Genomic DNA, 18,232 nt, shown 5'->3' on the forward strand with positions numbered 1-18,232 from the left:
CTGATTTAAGCCAATTTTTCCAAACTCAGATTTGAGTTTTCGCCGGTGGATGTAGATGCAGTATTGCCGTGGAATTTTTCGAATAGGAATTTAGTATCCAGGATCAAACTTACTCTTCCATTTCCTAAGATCGTAAATCCGTTTACACCTTGTGCCTTTTGGATGGAGGAAGAAAGAGGTTTGATCACAATATTCTGATTTCCTAATACTTCGTCCACGAGTATCCCTAAATATCTGTCCTCATTTTCCAGAATGATTAAGACAGGATTTTTACTTTTATATTCTAACTTTTCCCTGAGACCAAGTAGATCATTGATCCGTATCACAGGTATATAGATCCCTCTCAAGTCCAAGACCTCTTGGTCTTTATAAGGATGGATCAATTTCTGGTCTTTTAGACTCACCAATTCACTAATTTCTATCGTAGGAAGAGTTAGATAAGTTCCGCCAACTTCAAAAACAGTTCCTTCAATAATCCCTAAAGTAAGTGGGATCCTTAAAATGAAAGTGGTACCTTCTCCTTTTTTGGAGCGTACCTCTACTTTACCGTTTAGTTTTTTAATATTTTGGAGAACGATATCCATTCCGACACCTCTGCCGGAAATATCGGTGAGTTTTTCTGCGGTAGAAAATCCGGGAGTGAATATGAGTTGGAAAACTTCCTTATCACTCATTTCATCTGGATTTCCTTTTAGGATACCTTTTTCTCTGGCTTTATTGATGATCTTTTCCCGATCGAGCCCTCGTCCGTCATCCGCTACTAGGATCCAAACTTCGTTTGCGGATTGCCTTGCTTGTAAACGGATGATCCCTTTTTCTTTTTTACCTAATTCTGCTCTTTCTTCCGAAACTTCTAAACCGTGATCGATAGAATTTCTTAATAAATGGATGATCGGATCTTGGATGATCTCTACTACGGACTTATCTACTTCCGTGTCTTCTCCACCAATCTTGAAATCCAATTTTTTTTGAGAACGTTTTTGTAAGTCCCTTACCAACCGATTCATTTTTTGGAAGGTAGAAGATAAAGGTACCATTCTCATAGATAATGTAACTTCTTGCAGATCTCTTACGATCTTGTGCAGATGTCTTGCTGCAGAACGGAAACCTTCTAACCTTAGTCCTTCTAATTCAGGATGATGGATCACGTTAGACTCTGCTATTACTAGTTCTCCCATGAAGTCCATGAGTTGGTCCAGTTTATCCGTAGTGATACGAATATCCTTCTTTTTCTCCACGGTTTGGACTTCTTGGATAACTGGGTTAACTTCAGAAGAAGGAGCCGGAATTTTTTCCACGATTGCGGGTTTGGTCTCTTCTTCGAAAAATCCGAATCCTTTCGGAGCAGGGGGAGCCACTTCTTCAAAAAATCCGAATTTATTTTCTGGAGCCGTTTTTTCTTTTTCGGAACTTTTGGAAATTCGATCCAATTGTTCTTTAAGTTTATTGCGGATGACCTCGGTTTCTTGTTCGAAACCGGAATCAGTTCTTTCTTCTTCTACTCGATCAAATATCCTGCGGAGAAGATCCAAAGTTTCCATCAGATCGTCGCTGAAATCGAACTCGGTAACTTTATCTTGATTTCTTAATATATCTAGAAGTGTTTCGCCTAGATGAGTGATCTTAACCACCGTTTCCAGTTTTAATAAACCGGAAGAACCCTTAAGAGTATGGAAAAAACGGAAGGCTTTGTTTAAAGTTTCCGGATTCCCTTGGCCTACGGTTTCGATCTCCTCTTCTAATGTTAGAAGAGAAGTTTCCGCGGAGTCGATCAGGTCTCGGGCTTCCGAAACGAATTCCGAAAGAAGATGTTCTCGATCCATATTTATACTTTGATTTCGCCGGAGTTTTCTTCTGATCCGGAAGAATTTTCAGATTGGCTAGTTGCCTCAGATTCTTCTTCTATCAGCGGAAGGAAATTTTTTCCATTGGATGCCTTTTTCGTATCCTTCTTTGCATTTCCGAATTGAGAAGCCGCATGTTTTAGATCGAAATGAGGAGCGTGAAAATGAGACTTGATCTGTTGAGTTGCAGGAGAAGTACCTCTATCCTGCTTTTTTGATTTTCCTTTGGAAGCGGTTAATACTTCTTCTCTGATTTTGATCAGAGTTCCCATTACTTCCAAAAGAGTTTCCGCTTGTTCGTTCAATTCTTTCGCAGTGGAAGCTAACTCTTCCGACGCAGCGGCATTTTCCTGAGTAGCCTGATCCAATTGAACCATTGCGGTATTGATTTGAGTGATACCTCTTGCTTGTTCGTCCGAAGAAACTGAAATTTCCTGGATTAACTTTGCAGTATTCTCTATACTCGGAACGATCTCTTCTATCAGTTTTCCTGCATCTTCAGCACGTTCTACCGAATCTTTAGAAAGTCCATTGATCTCTTGGGCTGCGATCTGACTTCTTTCCGCAAGTTTTCTTACTTCGTCAGCAACGACCGCGAATCCTTTTCCGTGTTTACCTGCTCTTGCTGCTTCAATTGCAGCGTTTAATGCTAGTAGGTTAGTTTGGTAAGCGATCTCTTCTATAATATTAACTTTGCCCGAGATCTTCTTCATTGCATTTAAAGTTTCTAATACTGATTTTCTACCCTTGCTTGCATCTCTCGCAGAAGATTCTGCCATAGAGTTTGTCTCTTTTGCATTATGAGAATTTTGTTCTATCGTAGAAGACATTTCTTCCACTGCTGCCGTAGTTTCTTCTAAACTGGCCGCTTGTTCATTGGAAGATTGGCTCAAAGAAAATGCGGTTGCCGAAACCTGAGCTGCCGCAGAAGAAACTGAACCTACTACTTCTAACGCAGTATTCAGTGCCTTATTGACCGAAATTGTGATCCAGACCGCGGAAGCGATGGCGATCAAAGAAGAAATGATCGGGATGAGGATCATCAAGAAGGTGGTTTCCGCGTATAATTCGTCAGTGCTCTTATTTGCGTCATCCAATTCCTTTTGGGCACGATCGATCATTTGGTTTAAGTAACCTTCCATCTTGTCTAAATGTGCTCTTAATTGTTTTTGAGAGATCTCTCTTGCTTCTACGTTTTTGTTGATGTATGCGAGATCTAAAACTTTTTTCAGAGTAGCTCTATAATCTTTCTCTACTATTTTTAATTCGTCCATATTCCTTTTACCCGCTTCTTGGAGAAGTGGATAAACATCTGTTTCCAATTGAGGTAAAAGTGATAAATTCGTTTCCGTTTCACCGATATACTTTTTCATATCTTCTTCTTCGGTGGAAAGGATGGTGTTTTTCTCCGCTCGGGTGACTTTGAGTATTGCTGTCCTCATTGCTAAAAGCATGGTCGATTTTTTGGCGGAGACATTGACTGCTTTAGTAACTACTGCATTAAAAGTATTTAAACGATATATAGCAAATCCTGCTACGAAGATCAACAGAACGACTACGGTTGAGAATCCTATGGTTAATTTGGCTTTGACGCTCATTCTTCTATCCTTGCTTTATTATAAAATTCTTTTGTTTGGTTGTTTAAGCTGGAGTTCCAGCTTCGGGAAGTTTGTCATGTAGGACTTCCAACTCGTCGTCTCTCAGAAGTTTACGAACATCGAGTAGGATTTTGACGGAATCTTCCACTTTTCCAAAGGAGGCGATAAAACGGTTTGCTTCTCCGTCTCCCATCTTCGGGGCGGGTTCGGTGTTTTCAGAAGGAATACTTACCACTTCGCGGACAGTATCCACGATGAGTCCAAGGCTTTCTCCTTCTATGTTTAAGATGATTACGCAGGTTTTTTCGGTATAAGGAATGGATTCCATGTGGAATCTTAACCTAACATCAATTAGTGGAACTACTTTTCCCCGGAGATTGGTCACTCCTTTGATAAAGGCGGGCATATCCGGGACTTCCGTGATAGGTTGCATCCCGATAATCTCGATGATATATTTGATCTCTAATCCATATTCTCTGTCGGCCAGTGAAAAGACTAAAAATTTATTCTCTAGTGTATCTTCATCATCCGCTTCATCTTCTTCCAATAGAAGATCTATTTCGTTTTCTGCCATATTTATCCTCGATATTCTTTTCCGAATAGTCCCTATACTCGAATAGAATTTGTTTTTTCTGTCTCGAATTCAACATAGCCCGTCGATTTTAGCACAAAGATCGCGGGCAGACATACTAAAATAATTTATTTCAAACGATTCTTAGAGCCTTAAATTATGTCGGATTATTTGTGAAGTTTTGAGATCTTTCTTTTATCTATAGTTGAAAGATCCGAATCCCTTTTTTTAAACCGATCTTTTGCGGTTTTATCTTTTGTAAGAACTAGACCGGTAAGATGTTCGATGGATAAAAAAATAATCCTAAATTATTTCTATTCTTTTTTGATTCCTAACTTTTAAATTTTTCATAAGACGAACTTAATATATAAAAAACGAAACGAGCTCTAATGTGATATGAAATAATTTCTAAATTCATTTTCAAAAACTAGAGCTAAAGGATTACTCTTTATCCTTTGCCATACTTTTTGCTAATCGCTCGTTCAAGTAGGGCAACATCATATCTAGTATTTCAAGAAAACGTAAATAGGTTTTACGAAATTTCTTTTGGAATTTTCGGAAAAATATAATTTCACTTCCTTCTTAACGAACTGTTGTTACATTAGGTTGTTTTTTAAAGTCGTATTAGAGTATACTATAGCGCGGGCGGATTGTTTGGAATCAAATAGAGTCATTGAAGAAGAGAAGGAGATCCCGTCGGTGTTTGTTAACGTAGGAGAATGTTTATTTTCCCAAACTCCTGTCGCGATGAAGACTCTCTTAGGATCCTGCGTATCAGTATGCTTATTCGATCCGTTCAATAGATTCGGCGGGATGAACCATATACTTCTCCCAGGAAAATCGGGCGTAGATGATTCTGCAAGGTTCGGGATCAACGCTATGGAATTATTGATCAATGAATTCGTGAAGAAAGGAATTCCCAGAAGTCGTTTGCAAGCGAAGATCATCGGCGGAGGAAAGGTCTTAAGACTAGGCTCTAAAGGTGTTCCGATTGGCGAAAAAAACGTAGAGTTCGTGAAAGAATTTTTAAGATCGGAAGAAATTTCTGTTTCCGGAGAAGAAACCGGAGGCCAATATTATAGAAATCTACGTTTTTTCACTCATACTTTCGAAGTGTTTGTAAAACGTGTACAGATCGATCTAGAGAAAAATATGATCGAGAAAAACGAAGCGGCTTATTTGGACAAAATACGGGAGAATATGCGGAAAAAAACGCCGACCACTTTCTTTTAATTTCGAACGAAAACTTAGAACGTTTGGAAATAAGTATCGGCGCCGCCCAGGAGAAACGATTGGATTCCCTCGTACGCAATTTACTATCACCTGCTATTCTCACCGAAGAAAACGGCAAAATTTTAGAATCCAATGACAAGTTTGCCGAGTTGATCGGCAAAGAGTTGGATGCAACTTTTGATTACCATGATTGGATCCACCCCGTAGACAGAGAGCATGAGGCTTCTTTATGGGAAAAAGATCCAAGTCTCAAACATTATGAAATGATAAAACGTCTGAAAAACACGGACGAGATCTACCTAGCCTATCATACCGTTACTTCCAAAACGACGGATGGAAAATTACTAACTCTATTTCTTCCTATGGAAACTAAACTTCCTTCCGATTTTAAGAATATTTCCATTCATCCTACCGGAGAAAGTGTGAAGAAGGCTGAGATCGAGATTTATCGAAAAGCCTTGGAAATTTTCGATTGGAAACAATCTCTCAAGGATAGATATTCTTCCACTGCATGGATGGATTCCGCTATCAAACAGATTAATATCACTTTGATGCAAGGAACTGGAGTAGGAAGTTTGATGAGCGTTCTTTCTATGATACTTTCCAAAGCAAAGAAGAAAGAAGGCGCAGAATTCGTGGAAATTCGTTCTAATCTTTTCGATCTTTTACAAGACGGGGTAGCAAGCGCTTCCAGATTTACTAAATTTTTATCTTCTGCACAGGCACTTTTCGAAGAGAGCGAAACTCCTGAGGAAATAGGAACAGTAGCGGAATTTGTGGACATATTGAGGGAGGTGATAGACGATATCAGGCCTTCTGTGCTTCTTAAGGATCAAAAGATCCTAGTATCAGATAATTTGCATATTCTTTCTAATCGTTTGAGATTTAAGAAACCTTGGATATTTACTATCGCTAAAGAAGTTTTGATCAATGCATTAAAATATTCTCCCGACAAATCCAGTGTTCTAATCCTAGTGCTTAGGATCGGAGATGAACTACAATTTAAGGTGATCAATGATCCTCCATTTTCAGGTTATATACAGGATTTTCATGAGGATCTTGTATTTGAACCTTTTTATAGAGGGGTCAAATTTATGGACGAACGTTTCGACCAGGAACAATTTGGAATGGGCCTTGGACTCCCTGTCGTTAAAAAGTTAGTAGAACTACAAAATGGAAAAGTGCATCTGCAGACAATGAACCTAAATCTGGACGATGCCAGAAAAGAAGGGATCTGTCTTACGATGCGCTTTCCAGTCATAGAATAGAAGATCATTCTTCTAAAATTTTTGAGAAATAGGTAGATCCATTTCCATTAGGACCATCGTTTCTTCTTCCTCATCCAAAAAACTTGTTACATTGAATGTGGAAATTTTTCCTTCATGGTTCGAGACTATTTTTTCCACCAAAGGCAAACCTAATCCATAATCCAAGGTAGGAATATCCTCGTGTACGTATTTGGTCAGCCTTGCAAATGGTTGGAATACAAACTCCGATTCTTCATTCGGGATACCTTTTTGACTTCCGCCCTCTGTCTTTGGAGAATTTAAAACAGAGATCAAAAGTTTTCTTTTTTTCAGAGTGAATAATACGTAGATCGTTGTTTCAGGTTCCGAAAATTTGATCGCATTCAGAAGCAGTTCTTCGACTGCTTTTTTGAAACTTTCTTCATGGATACCTACGATTGCTCTGGAACTTACATACTTATCTTCGCAGATCTTAATATGAAGTTTTTTGAATCTTGCAAGTTCGTATACGTTCTGTATTTCCTTCCTAAATAGATTGTGTATCTGAGAAATGGAATATTCTTCCTTAATTTGGGCGTTATGGATGAAATAATCCATTTCGTTAAAAATTTCTATGATCCTATTTGCGGTTTCCGCATTGGATAATAGCAGATCGATCAAAGTAGCCGGAACCTCATAATGAGTACCATTCTGCTTGGCTTTTTTGCGTATAAGCCCGATCGCAGATACCAACGCCCCGAAACCGGAACCCTGACTTAAAGAAGTTCTAATATTCGAGATTAGATAGGCACTTTTTGTCTGTAAATCTTTTCGGATCAGATCCTTACGAAATGAATTCCAATCCAAGTCTCCCTGGATCTTATTAAATCTTTCCGTTTCTAGATTATCCTGTAGAAGATCCAATTCCCAGTTTTCTTTAATATGCCTGAGAGTCTCCTTGATCTCTTTGGGAGAAGTATCCTTAATGTTGATACAGTCTAAGGCTCCTAAACGTACTGCCTTGACTATAGTTTTAGTATCCGGGTTATCCAGACCCAAGATGAAAGAAGGGGACCTTTTGGCTGCGGAAAACTTTCGTGCCAATGTTTCGAATTGAGAGATATCTAATTCGGAATAAACGATCCCGAAGTCCCTATCGATTTTCAGATCTTCCAATATAGGAAAATAAAAAACCGTAAGACCAACATCTTCGCAAATTTTGGTAATCAGTTCCGTTCTTTCAGGGTCGGTCCCGACTAACAAAATATTTTTTTTAGTCCGGCCTTCTGATTGCCGAACATCCTTTTTTTCTATTCCAGCGTTCGTCATAGACGCGCTCCATCCAAAAGCATTCCCGAATATTCGGAAAATATCTATGTAATATATTTTTAATGAGCCATAACTCTAGAATAACACGGAAAATTGAAATATTTAATTTTATGACTTTTGTATACTAAGATGATGGAAGTGAAAAAAAATTTTTCTGAATTATGAGTATCGGATATTACAAATTATTTCTTCAACATTATAACACTTTCGGAGTATATTATAATTTACGACTAGACAAAACGTGTTACCTCATTTGAGAAATTTATTTCTGAGGTTCGTTCGAAATAAGAAAAGATTTTAACTCGGATTAGTCGAAATCCGCTTTACGGGAATTATATGTTTAGGATCGAAAACTGGAGAGAGCGTATAAAAATAAAAAACGCCGTTCTCCATGGGAAAAACGGCGTTCTTAAAATTCGAAAAATTAGAAATTAAATTCTTTCGATTACGGTTGCGATACCCATTCCTCCGCCGATACAGAGAGTAATGAGTGCGTAACGTTTATTTCTTCTTTCTAATTCGTCTAATGCGGTTCCGAGAAGGATAGCTCCGGTTGCTCCCAGCGGGTGCCCTAAAGCGATTGCTCCTCCGTTTACGTTGATCTTTTCCAGAGGAATTCCCAAGGTTTTTTGAGTGTAAAGAACCACTGATGCGAATGCCTCATTTATCTCCCAAAGATCGATATCTTCTACTTTTAGTCCTGCCATTTGGAGCGCTTTTTTGGAAGCGGAAACAGGCCCGGTCAACATGATGGTTGGGTCTTCTCCGGTAGCTACTGTAGAGAGTATTTTCGCTCTAGGTTTTAATCCGTATTTTTTAATCCCTTCGTCGTTGGCGATCAGAACGGAAGCGGCACCGTCCACGATCCCGGAAGAATTTCCAAGTGTGTGGATATGGTTTATTTTTCCCACATCAGGATAGGATTTTAACGCGATCGCATCTAATTCTCTTTCCCCAACTGTTTTGAAAACTGCACCTAAACCGGAAAGAAATGCGTAATCGGATTCGATACGAGGGTTTTCATCAGTATCTACTACGGTTCCATCTTCTAATTTTACCGGAATAATTGATTTTTTGAATGCGCCTTCTTTGATCGCTTTGTCAGCTTTCAATTGAGAAGACTCTGCGAATTTGTCCGCTTCTTCTCTACTAATATTATATTTGGTTGCGATAAGGTCCGCGGAAATTCCTTGAGGAACAAGATTATAATGTTTTTGTATATTAGGATTTCCTATATTAAAATCCCTGTCGCCTAGATCTGCTCCCATTTTTACACGACTCATGGATTCTACTCCACCGCCTAAACCTACTGCCATAGCTCCTGACTGAACATGGTTTGCGATATTATTCACTGCTTGTAATCCGGATCCGCAGAAACGGTTTACTGTATACCCCGGAACTGAATTTGGCCATTGTGCAGCCATGACCGCATAACGGGCGATACATGCAGCTTGGTCATCCACTTGGGAGACACAACCTAATACAACTTCTTCTACAACTTCTGGTTTTAATCCGTTTCTTTCTTGGATTGCTAATAGAGTAGAAGCAGAAAGTTCTTGTGGGTGAACTGAGGCAAGAGTTCCTCTTTTTTTACCTTTCCCTCTTGGGGTGCGAACCGCATCTATTACATATGCGTTGGACATAGTATTTCTCCTATAACGAAAGCCGTTCGGTTATTCTTGAACTTATGTTCAAAAACGAAATATGCTTACGACTTGAGTTTAGAAGAAAGGAGGGAAAAGCAAGCTACTTCTTCTTATCCGAATATAACTTTATCGAAGACTCTGAAATACCAACAGTCTCCTTTTAAGTTTTCATAAAATCCGTTATGGCCTCCGTACTTTTGAATGAATATTCTAAGCTTGGAACTTTTAGGGATCTCTTTGAATTCGTCGGGACGTATGATTGGATCGTCTGCAGATGTGACTATAGTCAGATCCACTTTTAGTTTTTCGAAATCCTTCGGTCCCAATGTATAAGAATTAAAATAATCATCAGTGTCTTTGAATTCTGAGGAAGATGCAACTATCCTATCAGTCATTTCCATAACCGATTTTCCTTTCATGATATTCTGATAAGGATGTAGATCGGGGAAATGTACATTCTTCTTAGATAGGGATTGTCTCCATTTATCTAAGAAATATTTTCCTATAATCAGTTTAGAATCCATCATTTCGGTGGCAGACTTCGGATGAAGTGGAGGACTGACAGCGATACAATGTTTTAAATTCGGGATACTTTGTTTATTTCGAGAATGTTCTCTTGCCACTCTGATCGTAAAATTTCCACCCATAGAGAACCCGCCCAGGTATACAGGAAGTTTATGTCCGAATTCTTTTGCAACTTTGCGAACGGCTTCGTAGGTTTCTCGTATTAAACTTCCGTTAAACGGTTCAGGATTCAGATGGTGAGTGTTCCCATGATCTCTTAAGTTAAGTCTGAAGATAGAGATTCCCTTATCATAAAATCGTCTGGAAGTTCTTTGGATATAATTGGAGTCCATACTTCCTTCCCAACCGTGTATCAGCACGAGCAGGGCTTTGTTTTGTGGGGATTTGGAATAATGACCTAATAATCGAACACCTTTACCTGCATTTATTACAACGGGGGAGGCCGCCTTGTCCATAGGATGATCCGGAGTATTCTGCCTCATTAAAGAAGCTAAGACTGTTTGAACAAAAGGATGTCTTAAATGAAAGGGAGGTTTGAAGGGACGAAGGGTCTCCATGCCGACACTTTTCCGGATCAGGTTTTGTTAGACAAGCATTCGTTAGAGAAAATCGGTAAGAACTTTATACAATTGTTTTGGTTGGAATGGTTTGCCGATAAAACCTTCTATTCCATGTTGAGTGCATTTTTCATACGCTTCCGAAAAGGAACTAGCTGTGACTGCAACGATAGGAGTTTTTGCATTAGAAGAATTTAAAGCATGTATTGCATCCGCAGTATGATATCCGTCCATCTCAGGCATTTGTAGATCCAATAGTATCAGATCGTATTTTTTCGTATTCGTATCTAAAAGTTTTAATGCTTCTTTGCCGCTTAATGCAGAGTCGGATTGTATTCCTGTTTTACTCAAATGTTTGGCTAGGATCTTCACATTAATCTCGTTATCATCTACGATAAGAACCGAACTTGAAGAGAATGTAGGAACTGTTTCTGATTGGATCTGAGCCGGATTAAAAGGTGCTTCCGCTTCCGTTTTTAAAGGAAGAATTATGGAAAATTCCGAACCAAGTCCCGGTTCTGAATTCAAATGAACATCACCTTTCATTTTAGAAGTTAGTCTTTTAACTATATAGAGTCCAAGTCCTACTCCTTTATACTTGCGAGTGTCCGCCAAATCCTCCTGGTGAAAAGCTTCAAAGATCCTTTGTCTTGCTTCTTCTTTAATTCCTATGCCTGTATCTTTTACTTTGAATAGAATAGAATCATTTCCTTTTAGATCCAAAGAAAGTGTGACTGAACCCTTGTCCGTAAATTTGATTGAGTTTGTGATCAAGTTAAGCAAGACCTGCTCAATCCTAGTTCTATCTCCCACGATCACTTTTGGGAATTTTTCGGAAACGATGATCTTGAATTCTATATTCTTCTCAAAAGCTTTAGGTTCTACTAATATACGGATGAGGTCGATAAATGTTTTGATCTCGAATGCTTCTTCTTTGATTTCGATTTTTGTAGAATCTAAAGTGATTATTTGTAATAGATCATCTATCAATCTGGATAGGATCTCGGTCGAATCGGAAAGATCTTTCAGATATTCTTTTTGTTCCAGGTTTAATTCGGAGTTCTCTAAGAGATTTGCCATTCCGAATATCCCGTTCAACGGGGTTCTCATTTCATGAGAGATCATTCCTAAAAATTCGGATTTCGCCTTATCTGCTTGTTCTGCTTTTTCTTTTGCTTTTTCCAAAGCTATTTCGGTTTGTTTTGCAGCGGATATGTCCGTATGAGTTCCTACAATACGTGCAGGTTGTCCATTTTCGTCTTCAATGATCAAAGCTCGGGAACGAATGAACATATATTCTCCCGATTTTGTTTTAAATCTTAAAACCTTATCGAATCTTGCTGTTCCTTCTTCCTGGTGTCTTTGGAATGCAGAAAGTGCAATTCTTAAATCCTTAGGATGTACTAATTTTCTCCAAACATGAGGATCATCGGATGAGATCTCTTGATCCGTAAAGCCCAACATCGTTTTCCATCTTTCAGAAAGAAAAAGTTGTTCAGTCTTCACATTATAATCCCAGTATCCGTCATTGGATGCCAGATATGTGAATTCTAATTGTTCTTTTTGGATCCTTAGCTGATTCTCTACATTTCGAATTTCCGTAATATTCTTATTACTAATAAGAAGCCCTTCATATACTCTACTGATTTGAAGTAGATAAAAACCTGGGTTTCCTTGAGAATCTTTGATCTCGTATTCCCTCTTCTCCGCATGCTGGGTGAGATATACGTTCTTATATAGTTCAAATGTGCCCAATTCCAGATTTTGTGGGAATAGTTTGCATAAGTTCTTGCCGATTGCGATCTCTTTCGGCATTCCTATTTCCGATTCTGCCGCGGGATTTAAATCTTTATATAAGAAGTCTGTAATATGTCCTTTCTCATCGAAAATTGGTTCTAGATAATAAACCGCATCCTCATTTCTGTATGCGGCCTCTCTAAAAATATCTTTCTCTTTAATCTCTTGGTTTAAGTCTTTTGCAATGGAAATGACCCAATCATCTTTTGGACAGATAACAGTGGAGTCATAAAATTTTTTAGAGATTGCAGATTGACGTATACCTCTCCATTCCGAACCCTTTTTGCTGACGGATTCCATAAATCCGCTGATGTCAGGATTACTTTCGAGTTCTCCAGGTCTGATCTCGGTGTAATTTTTACCTATAAGCTGGGTCTTCTCCATTTGAAGAAGTTTCGCACCCTGCTCATTGAGATAGTGTAATTTTATATCTCTGATTTTACCATTTTCGTCTCTAAGAAGATGGTTCACGTATATAGAAGTCCCGTCCGAATTTTCAAAAAACTTAATGAATATGCGAATGTCTTCAGGGATCTCGTTCATCTTCGTACTAAGGACTTTTCATCAATATAGGACGGTGAAGATCCGGAAAAGGCCCCGGAATTTCATAGCAGAAGCTTAAATCCTAAACGAGAAAACCCACGTTTAGTATCTGAATGTAGAGAGTTGGAAAGGATTTTTTGGGGATAAGAAGAAGGAAAATTTTCCGCTTAAGAAGCTTCTCCCTCTGGTCCGGAGCCTATATATTCATTTTCAGTATTTTGGGGGGTAAGTTTCCAAATTTCGGATCTTGAGGGATAGGTTTCTGAAATTTCCAGATCCTTTTGCTCGGATTCCAGCTTTCTGCATAAGTCTTGGAATGGGTGACGAAGGGAAGAAGCTCCACGTATGCTCATGTCCAGAGTCTTATATAATGAGACTCAATATCAATAAAATCTTTTAATTTCGAAAATTTTTCTGTTGACGTGGGAAACAATAAAAAGAGATTTTGTTTCCTATGGGCGGAAACAAAATATACTATAAATGTTTCCCGTTGGATGTTATGAAACACAAACAGAATCAATCAATCATTCGCAACATTTTAGGCTTAGGCATTTTCTTAAGCGCTCTTTCTATTTCCGGAGACACAAGGGACGATCTGGAGAAGGAAGGAGTTTGGACGACTACTTCTCTTATTCGTTACTCTTTAGAGAACTCGGTTCAGGCAAGGATGAGCCGACTGGATTTAGAAAACTCTGAGTATGATTGGGAGAAAGAGAACGGTAAATACAATTTTATCGGGACCTTAACCGCCAATACTCAAAAGACGAATAACTTACCTCTTCCTCAATACACCTTGCAAGGTAGAGAGATCACAAGTAATACGCTCTCCGCGGGTTTATCAAAAGTTTTTAATACAGGGACCACAGCGAGTTTAACGGTTTCAGACAACCGTTACGAAACGGATGCGGGAAAAAGGCCGGAGCAACAAGGAACAATCGCACAACAATTCGCTCAGCCAAGTCTTCACTTTGCAAATCTTGGTTTTACTCTCAAGCAGGAGTTATTGAAAAATATTTTCGGATACCAACAAAGAAGATCCTTGGAGATCAGTAGGAGAAGTTCCGCAGTTCGAAGATTGGATGCGATGAACACTCTTTCCAGATCGGTAGTCCAGTCTTTATTATCTTTTTGGAATTTATCCTTAGCGGACGAAAATCTTAAAACTGCAGAGCTTCTGGTAAAAAGTGTGAAGAATGTAAAAGATATTACTTCTTCCAAGGTCCGTATGGGAGTGGCAGAAGATTACGAATCTGGGCAATGGAATGCACTTTTAATAACTGCAGAGAACCAGCTCAGACAAGCAAAATTGGAAAAGGATAGAGTTCGAAGAGACTTACTTGTTTCTCTTGGAAAAGATCCCGAAACCAAAGTGAATTTTGCCTTGGTTTTGGATGACTCCCTTCCTTCTCTCGGTGCAGAAGAGGCAGAAACGGAAGAAGCCTTTAAACATAGATACGATTTCAAAAGTCTTGCATTACAAAAACAGAATGCGGGAGCCGCTTTGGAAATCGCTAAAAACGGGCTTTTGCCTTCTCTTTATGTGAGTGGAACTTATAATTCGAGAGAGTATGATCGTAATTTCCCTCAAAGTTTCGACGGGATCGGAAACGGAAGATTTACCCAGAATTCCGCTGAGATCAAAATGGATTATCCTCTAGGCAACGATACCGCAAGAGCGGAATTTAGGAATTCACAAACACAAAGTAGGAAGATGGATCTTCTTTTGGAACAAACAAAAGAGCAGGTCAAAACCGACGTAAGACAAGGGTTACAAAAGATAAACACTACTTACGAGATCTTAGAAGAATCTAAGAAGAATCTCTCTCAAGCGGAGAAGTTTTACTCGGGCATTCTGCCCAGATACAGATACGGAAGAGCCACATCCGTAAATGTTAAGAACGCATTGGACTTAGTAGCTCAAGCTAGATACGGACTGATGCAGGCAAAAGTGAATTATAACTCGGCGCTAGTACAATACGAGCTCTCTAAGGGAACACTATTTCGCAAATACGGAATGGATGCCGAAGAAGTTCTGAACCAAAACACCGGAGACCAAAAATGAATTTTGCGGAACTATCGATCAAACGACCGATATTTATTACCTGTACGGTTCTAATCATTCTTGTTTCGGGATATCTTTCCCTGAACAAGTTGGGTGTGGACCTTTTTCCTAACGTAACCATTCCGGTAGTCACAGTGACTGTGCCTTATCCTGGAGCGGCCCCTAATGAGATCGAAACTCTGATCGCAAAACCTGTGGAAGATGAACTTTCCACTATCTCCGGAGTGAAAAGGATCCGCTCTACTTGTAGCGAAGGATCCGGAACTATCATCCTGGAATTTACCTTAGAGACCGACGTGAAATACGCGGAACAACAGGTAAGAGATAAGGTATCTGCAGTTAAGCCTAAATTGCCGAATGATATCAAAGAACCTATCATCAGAAGGATAGACCCCGCGGATCAACCGATCATCATTCTTGCATTAAATGCAAACTTGAGCGAAGCGCAGATCTATGATATCGCTAACGAAGAGATCAAACAAAACCTTTTAACTGCTAAAGACGTGGGAAATATCACAATCTATGGTGGACGTAAAAGAGAGATCCATGTCGCTTTAGATCGCCAAAAACTAAAACAACATATGATCCCGGCATCGGTGGTTTCCAATCGTTTAGCTTCAGGCGGTACGAATATCCCTGCCGGTAAAGTGAGTAAGGCGGATTCAGAGCTAGTTTATAGAACCATCAACGAATTCAAATCTCCTCAAGAGATTAGAGACACTCCGATCTCCTTATTTGGGAACGAAGTTCCTGTCAAAATCGGGCAATTGGGAGAAGTGGTAGATACTTTAGAGGATGAAAGTACTCGCGCATACTTCAACGGTAAGAAAGCGGTTTTCTTATTGGTATTCAAACAATCTGGTTCGAACACAGTTGCGGTTGCCCAAGAGGTAAAAAAACGAATTGAAGATCTGAACAAGGAACTTGCAAGAAGAGAAGGTGGTGCAGTCCTTTCTATCGCAAACGATAACTCCATTCAGATCGACGATAATATCTATGATGTAAAAGAAACGATCATCATAGGTATCGCTCTTACGATTGTAGTGGTTCTATTATTCTTAGGAAGTGTTAGATCTACGATCATTACAGGGCTTGCATTGCCTAACTCACTTTTGGGCGCATTCATCTTGATGGCGGTTGCGGGATTTACCGTAAACGTGATGACACTTCTTGCATTAAGCTTGGCAGTGGGACTTCTTATAGATGATGCGATCGTGGTCCGGGAAAATATTTTCCGACACAGAGAGATGGGTAAAACTGCGAGAGAAGCTTCTACAGAAGGAACAAAAGAAGTAACATTAGCGGTAATCGCAACTACTATGACTGTGATCGCGGTATTCTTGCCGATTGCATTCGTGAGTGGGGTGGTAGGACAGTTTTTAAGAGAATTCGGACTAACAGTTTGTTTTGCACTTTTGATCTCTCTTTATGACGCGCTTACAATTGCTCCAATGTTATCCGCTTACTTCGGCGGAAAAATCTCGGGAGCGCATGCACAAGCAGGTCATGGACATTCTTCACAAGAATTTTTAAGCGTTCCATCAGATGGAAAGAAAAAGAAGAAGAATGGTGCAACCACAACCTTGGAAGAAATTGCATTTTCTAAAATAAGAGCGCAGGAAGCTCCGAAAGGAATTGTATCCAGAGTTTTCTCAGCTGTGTTCGAACTTCTAATGTTCGTATTCAGACTTTTGGGACGAATTCTTTCCCCGGTAGAGAAGGGACTGGATTCAGTTTTATCCGGATTTAACGTATTCCAAACTTGGTTGGAAAATATTTATGCAAGTGTTTTGAAATTCACATTAAAACGTCCTGTGTTCATATTAAGTAGTGCGGTTTTGATCTTTGTTGCCAGTTTAATGCTGACCAAATACATTCCGAAAACCTTCCTACCTGCACAAGACCAAGGAAAATTCCAAGTCACCTTGGACATGCCTCCTGGCACATCCGTACATAAGATGGCGGAGATCGCTCAAGATGCATATAAAGAGATTTCATCTCATAAAGAAGTAAAATTGGTAGCTATGTTCAATACGAACAGGACTGCGACTATGTTCGTGGAGATGATCCCAGCGAAAGAAAGAAATATGAACACTTCTCAGTTCAAAGATCTTCTTCGTAAAGAATTGGAATCATTCTCTTATGCAAATCCTATCGTAAAAGATGTGGATAACGTGGGTGGAGGACAAAGACCATTCACCTTGGTTGTTAGCGGACAGAACGGAAAAGTAGTGGAAGAATATTCCAGAAAACTTTTCGAAAAATTAAGAGAATCTAAAGCTCTTCTGGATGTGGACACAAGTTACAGAGCCGGTGCTCCAGAATTCAGAGTAGTACCGGATCGCCAAAGAGAAGTTCTACTTGGAATTCCTGGAACCGTGATCGGAACAGAATTAAGAACCTTGGTAGAAGGAACTACTCCTGCGGTTTATCGTGAGAATGGAGTGGAATACGATATTCGTGTTCGATTGAAAGAAGGTCAGAGGGATTTGAAGGATAACTTCTATAATTCTTTTGTGCCTAACTTTAATAACATGATGATCCCGATCCAAAACGTTGCTAAGGCGGAAGAAACGACAGGTCTTGCTACCATCAACCGTATGAACAGAAACCAATCCGTGGAGATCTATGCGGACGTAAATCCGGATGGACCAGGTATGGGTGGAGCAATGGAAGAAGTAGCAAAACTTACACAGACAGAATTGCCTCTTCCTCCTGGAGTTCGTATCGGATACACAGGACAGGCCGAGAACTTTAAGGAGATGGGAACTTCTCTTGGAATCGCTATGGGACTTGGGGTGTTATTCATCTATATGGTTCTTGCATCCTTGTATGAAAGTTTTATCACACCTATCGCGATCATGTTGGTTCTTCCTCTTGCGCTATGTGGAGCGTTCATCGCTTTATTCCTAACCCAAAAGTCATTGGATATATTCTCGATGATCGGGCTAATCATGCTCATCGGGGTGGCTACCAAAAACTCGATCTTACTCGTGGACTTCACGAACCAGCTCATACAAAGAGGTGTGGAAATGAAAGAAGCGATCATAGAAGCGGGAAGAGAACGTCTTCGTCCGATCCTAATGACATCGTTCGCTTTGATTGCAGGTATGGCTCCTATCGCGATCGGATTGAACGAAGCATCCAAACAAAGGACGAGTATGGGTGTCGCGATCATAGGTGGATTGATCTCTTCTACCGTACTGACGTTAGTGGTGGTTCCGGCAGCATTCTCTTATATAGAAAAGTTGAATAACTTGGTCCGTAGAAATTCTCCGGATCCGGATGCGCGATAATTATC

Annotated in this window: 12 protein-coding genes; 4 read left to right on the forward strand and 8 right to left on the reverse strand. The window is 39.7% G+C overall.

The window, feature by feature from the left end; genetic code table 11:
- Positions 1-5: 5 nt before the first annotated feature.
- The 3 genes from EHO58_RS11165 to EHO58_RS11175 are packed head-to-tail and all read right to left on the reverse strand — an operon-like array spanning position 6 to position 4,016.
- Positions 6-1,823 (reverse strand): chemotaxis protein CheA, encoded by a 1,818-nt coding sequence (locus EHO58_RS11165; RefSeq protein WP_135629151.1) that lies wholly within the window; start codon positions 1,821-1,823, stop codon positions 6-8.
- A 2-nt stretch (positions 1,824-1,825) separates the two neighbouring features.
- Positions 1,826-3,442: a HAMP domain-containing methyl-accepting chemotaxis protein gene (locus EHO58_RS11170; RefSeq protein WP_135679967.1), complete on the reverse strand. Its 1,617-nt coding sequence runs from the start codon at positions 3,440-3,442 to the stop codon at positions 1,826-1,828.
- Positions 3,443-3,485: 43 nt separating this feature from the next.
- Positions 3,486-4,016: a chemotaxis protein CheW gene (locus tag EHO58_RS11175; RefSeq protein ID WP_135679968.1), complete on the reverse strand. Its 531-nt coding sequence runs from the start codon at positions 4,014-4,016 to the stop codon at positions 3,486-3,488.
- A gap of 651 nt (positions 4,017-4,667) precedes the next feature.
- Between EHO58_RS11175 and EHO58_RS11180 the strand changes: the two genes are divergently transcribed.
- Positions 4,668-5,246 (forward strand): chemotaxis protein CheD, encoded by a 579-nt coding sequence (locus tag EHO58_RS11180; protein WP_244241140.1) that lies wholly within the window; start codon positions 4,668-4,670, stop codon positions 5,244-5,246.
- A gap of 59 nt (positions 5,247-5,305) precedes the next feature.
- Positions 5,306-6,514: a sensor histidine kinase gene (locus EHO58_RS11185; RefSeq protein ID WP_135679970.1), complete on the forward strand. Its 1,209-nt coding sequence runs from the start codon at positions 5,306-5,308 to the stop codon at positions 6,512-6,514.
- A gap of 12 nt (positions 6,515-6,526) precedes the next feature.
- Here EHO58_RS11185 and EHO58_RS11190 read toward each other — a convergent pair whose 3' ends face one another.
- The 5 genes from EHO58_RS11190 to EHO58_RS11210 form a co-directional block, all read right to left on the reverse strand.
- Entirely contained in the window at positions 6,527-7,801 is a 1,275-nt protein-coding gene (locus EHO58_RS11190) for a hybrid sensor histidine kinase/response regulator (RefSeq protein ID WP_135629156.1), read from the reverse strand.
- A gap of 431 nt (positions 7,802-8,232) precedes the next feature.
- Positions 8,233-9,444: an acetyl-CoA C-acetyltransferase gene (locus tag EHO58_RS11195; RefSeq protein WP_135679971.1), complete on the reverse strand. Its 1,212-nt coding sequence runs from the start codon at positions 9,442-9,444 to the stop codon at positions 8,233-8,235.
- Positions 9,445-9,557: 113 nt separating this feature from the next.
- Positions 9,558-10,550 (reverse strand): YheT family hydrolase, encoded by a 993-nt coding sequence (locus EHO58_RS11200; protein ID WP_425269446.1) that lies wholly within the window; start codon positions 10,548-10,550, stop codon positions 9,558-9,560.
- A 21-nt stretch (positions 10,551-10,571) separates the two neighbouring features.
- Positions 10,572-12,869 (reverse strand): hybrid sensor histidine kinase/response regulator, encoded by a 2,298-nt coding sequence (locus EHO58_RS11205; RefSeq protein ID WP_135679973.1) that lies wholly within the window; start codon positions 12,867-12,869, stop codon positions 10,572-10,574.
- Positions 12,870-13,036: 167 nt separating this feature from the next.
- Entirely contained in the window at positions 13,037-13,222 is a 186-nt protein-coding gene (locus tag EHO58_RS11210) for a hypothetical protein (protein WP_135679974.1), read from the reverse strand.
- 101 nt (positions 13,223-13,323) lie between these two features.
- Between EHO58_RS11210 and EHO58_RS11215 the strand changes: the two genes are divergently transcribed.
- Both EHO58_RS11215 and EHO58_RS11220 read left to right on the forward strand, forming a co-directional pair.
- Entirely contained in the window at positions 13,324-14,931 is a 1,608-nt protein-coding gene (locus EHO58_RS11215) for a TolC family protein (protein WP_135679975.1), read from the forward strand.
- Positions 14,928-18,227 (forward strand): efflux RND transporter permease subunit, encoded by a 3,300-nt coding sequence (locus EHO58_RS11220; RefSeq protein ID WP_135679976.1) that lies wholly within the window; start codon positions 14,928-14,930, stop codon positions 18,225-18,227. The genes EHO58_RS11215 and EHO58_RS11220 overlap by 4 nt, the downstream gene beginning before the upstream one ends.
- Positions 18,228-18,232 lie beyond the last annotated feature (5 nt).

Origin of the sequence: Leptospira selangorensis, from assembly GCF_004769405.1 — a bacterium.
Lineage (GTDB): Bacteria > Spirochaetota > Leptospiria > Leptospirales > Leptospiraceae > Leptospira_B > Leptospira_B selangorensis.

Excerpts from the sequence above, each read along its gene's own strand:
- EHO58_RS11165 (WP_135629151.1), bottom strand. The coding sequence starts at position 1,823 with ATGGATCGAGAACATCTTCTTTCGGAATTCGTTTCGGAAGCCCGAGAC.
- EHO58_RS11170 (WP_135679967.1), bottom strand. The coding sequence starts at position 3,442 with ATGAGCGTCAAAGCCAAATTAACCATAGGATTCTCAACCGTAGTCGTT.
- EHO58_RS11175 (WP_135679968.1), bottom strand. The coding sequence starts at position 4,016 with ATGGCAGAAAACGAAATAGATCTTCTATTGGAAGAAGATGAAGCGGAT.
- EHO58_RS11190 (WP_135629156.1), bottom strand. The coding sequence starts at position 7,801 with ATGACGAACGCTGGAATAGAAAAAAAGGATGTTCGGCAATCAGAAGGC.
- EHO58_RS11195 (WP_135679971.1), bottom strand. The coding sequence starts at position 9,444 with ATGTCCAACGCATATGTAATAGATGCGGTTCGCACCCCAAGAGGGAAA.
- EHO58_RS11205 (WP_135679973.1), bottom strand. The coding sequence starts at position 12,869 with ATGAACGAGATCCCTGAAGACATTCGCATATTCATTAAGTTTTTTGAA.
- EHO58_RS11210 (WP_135679974.1), bottom strand. The coding sequence starts at position 13,222 with ATGAGCATACGTGGAGCTTCTTCCCTTCGTCACCCATTCCAAGACTTA.
- EHO58_RS11215 (WP_135679975.1), top strand. The coding sequence starts at position 13,324 with ATGGGCGGAAACAAAATATACTATAAATGTTTCCCGTTGGATGTTATG.
- EHO58_RS11220 (WP_135679976.1), top strand. The coding sequence starts at position 14,928 with ATGAATTTTGCGGAACTATCGATCAAACGACCGATATTTATTACCTGT.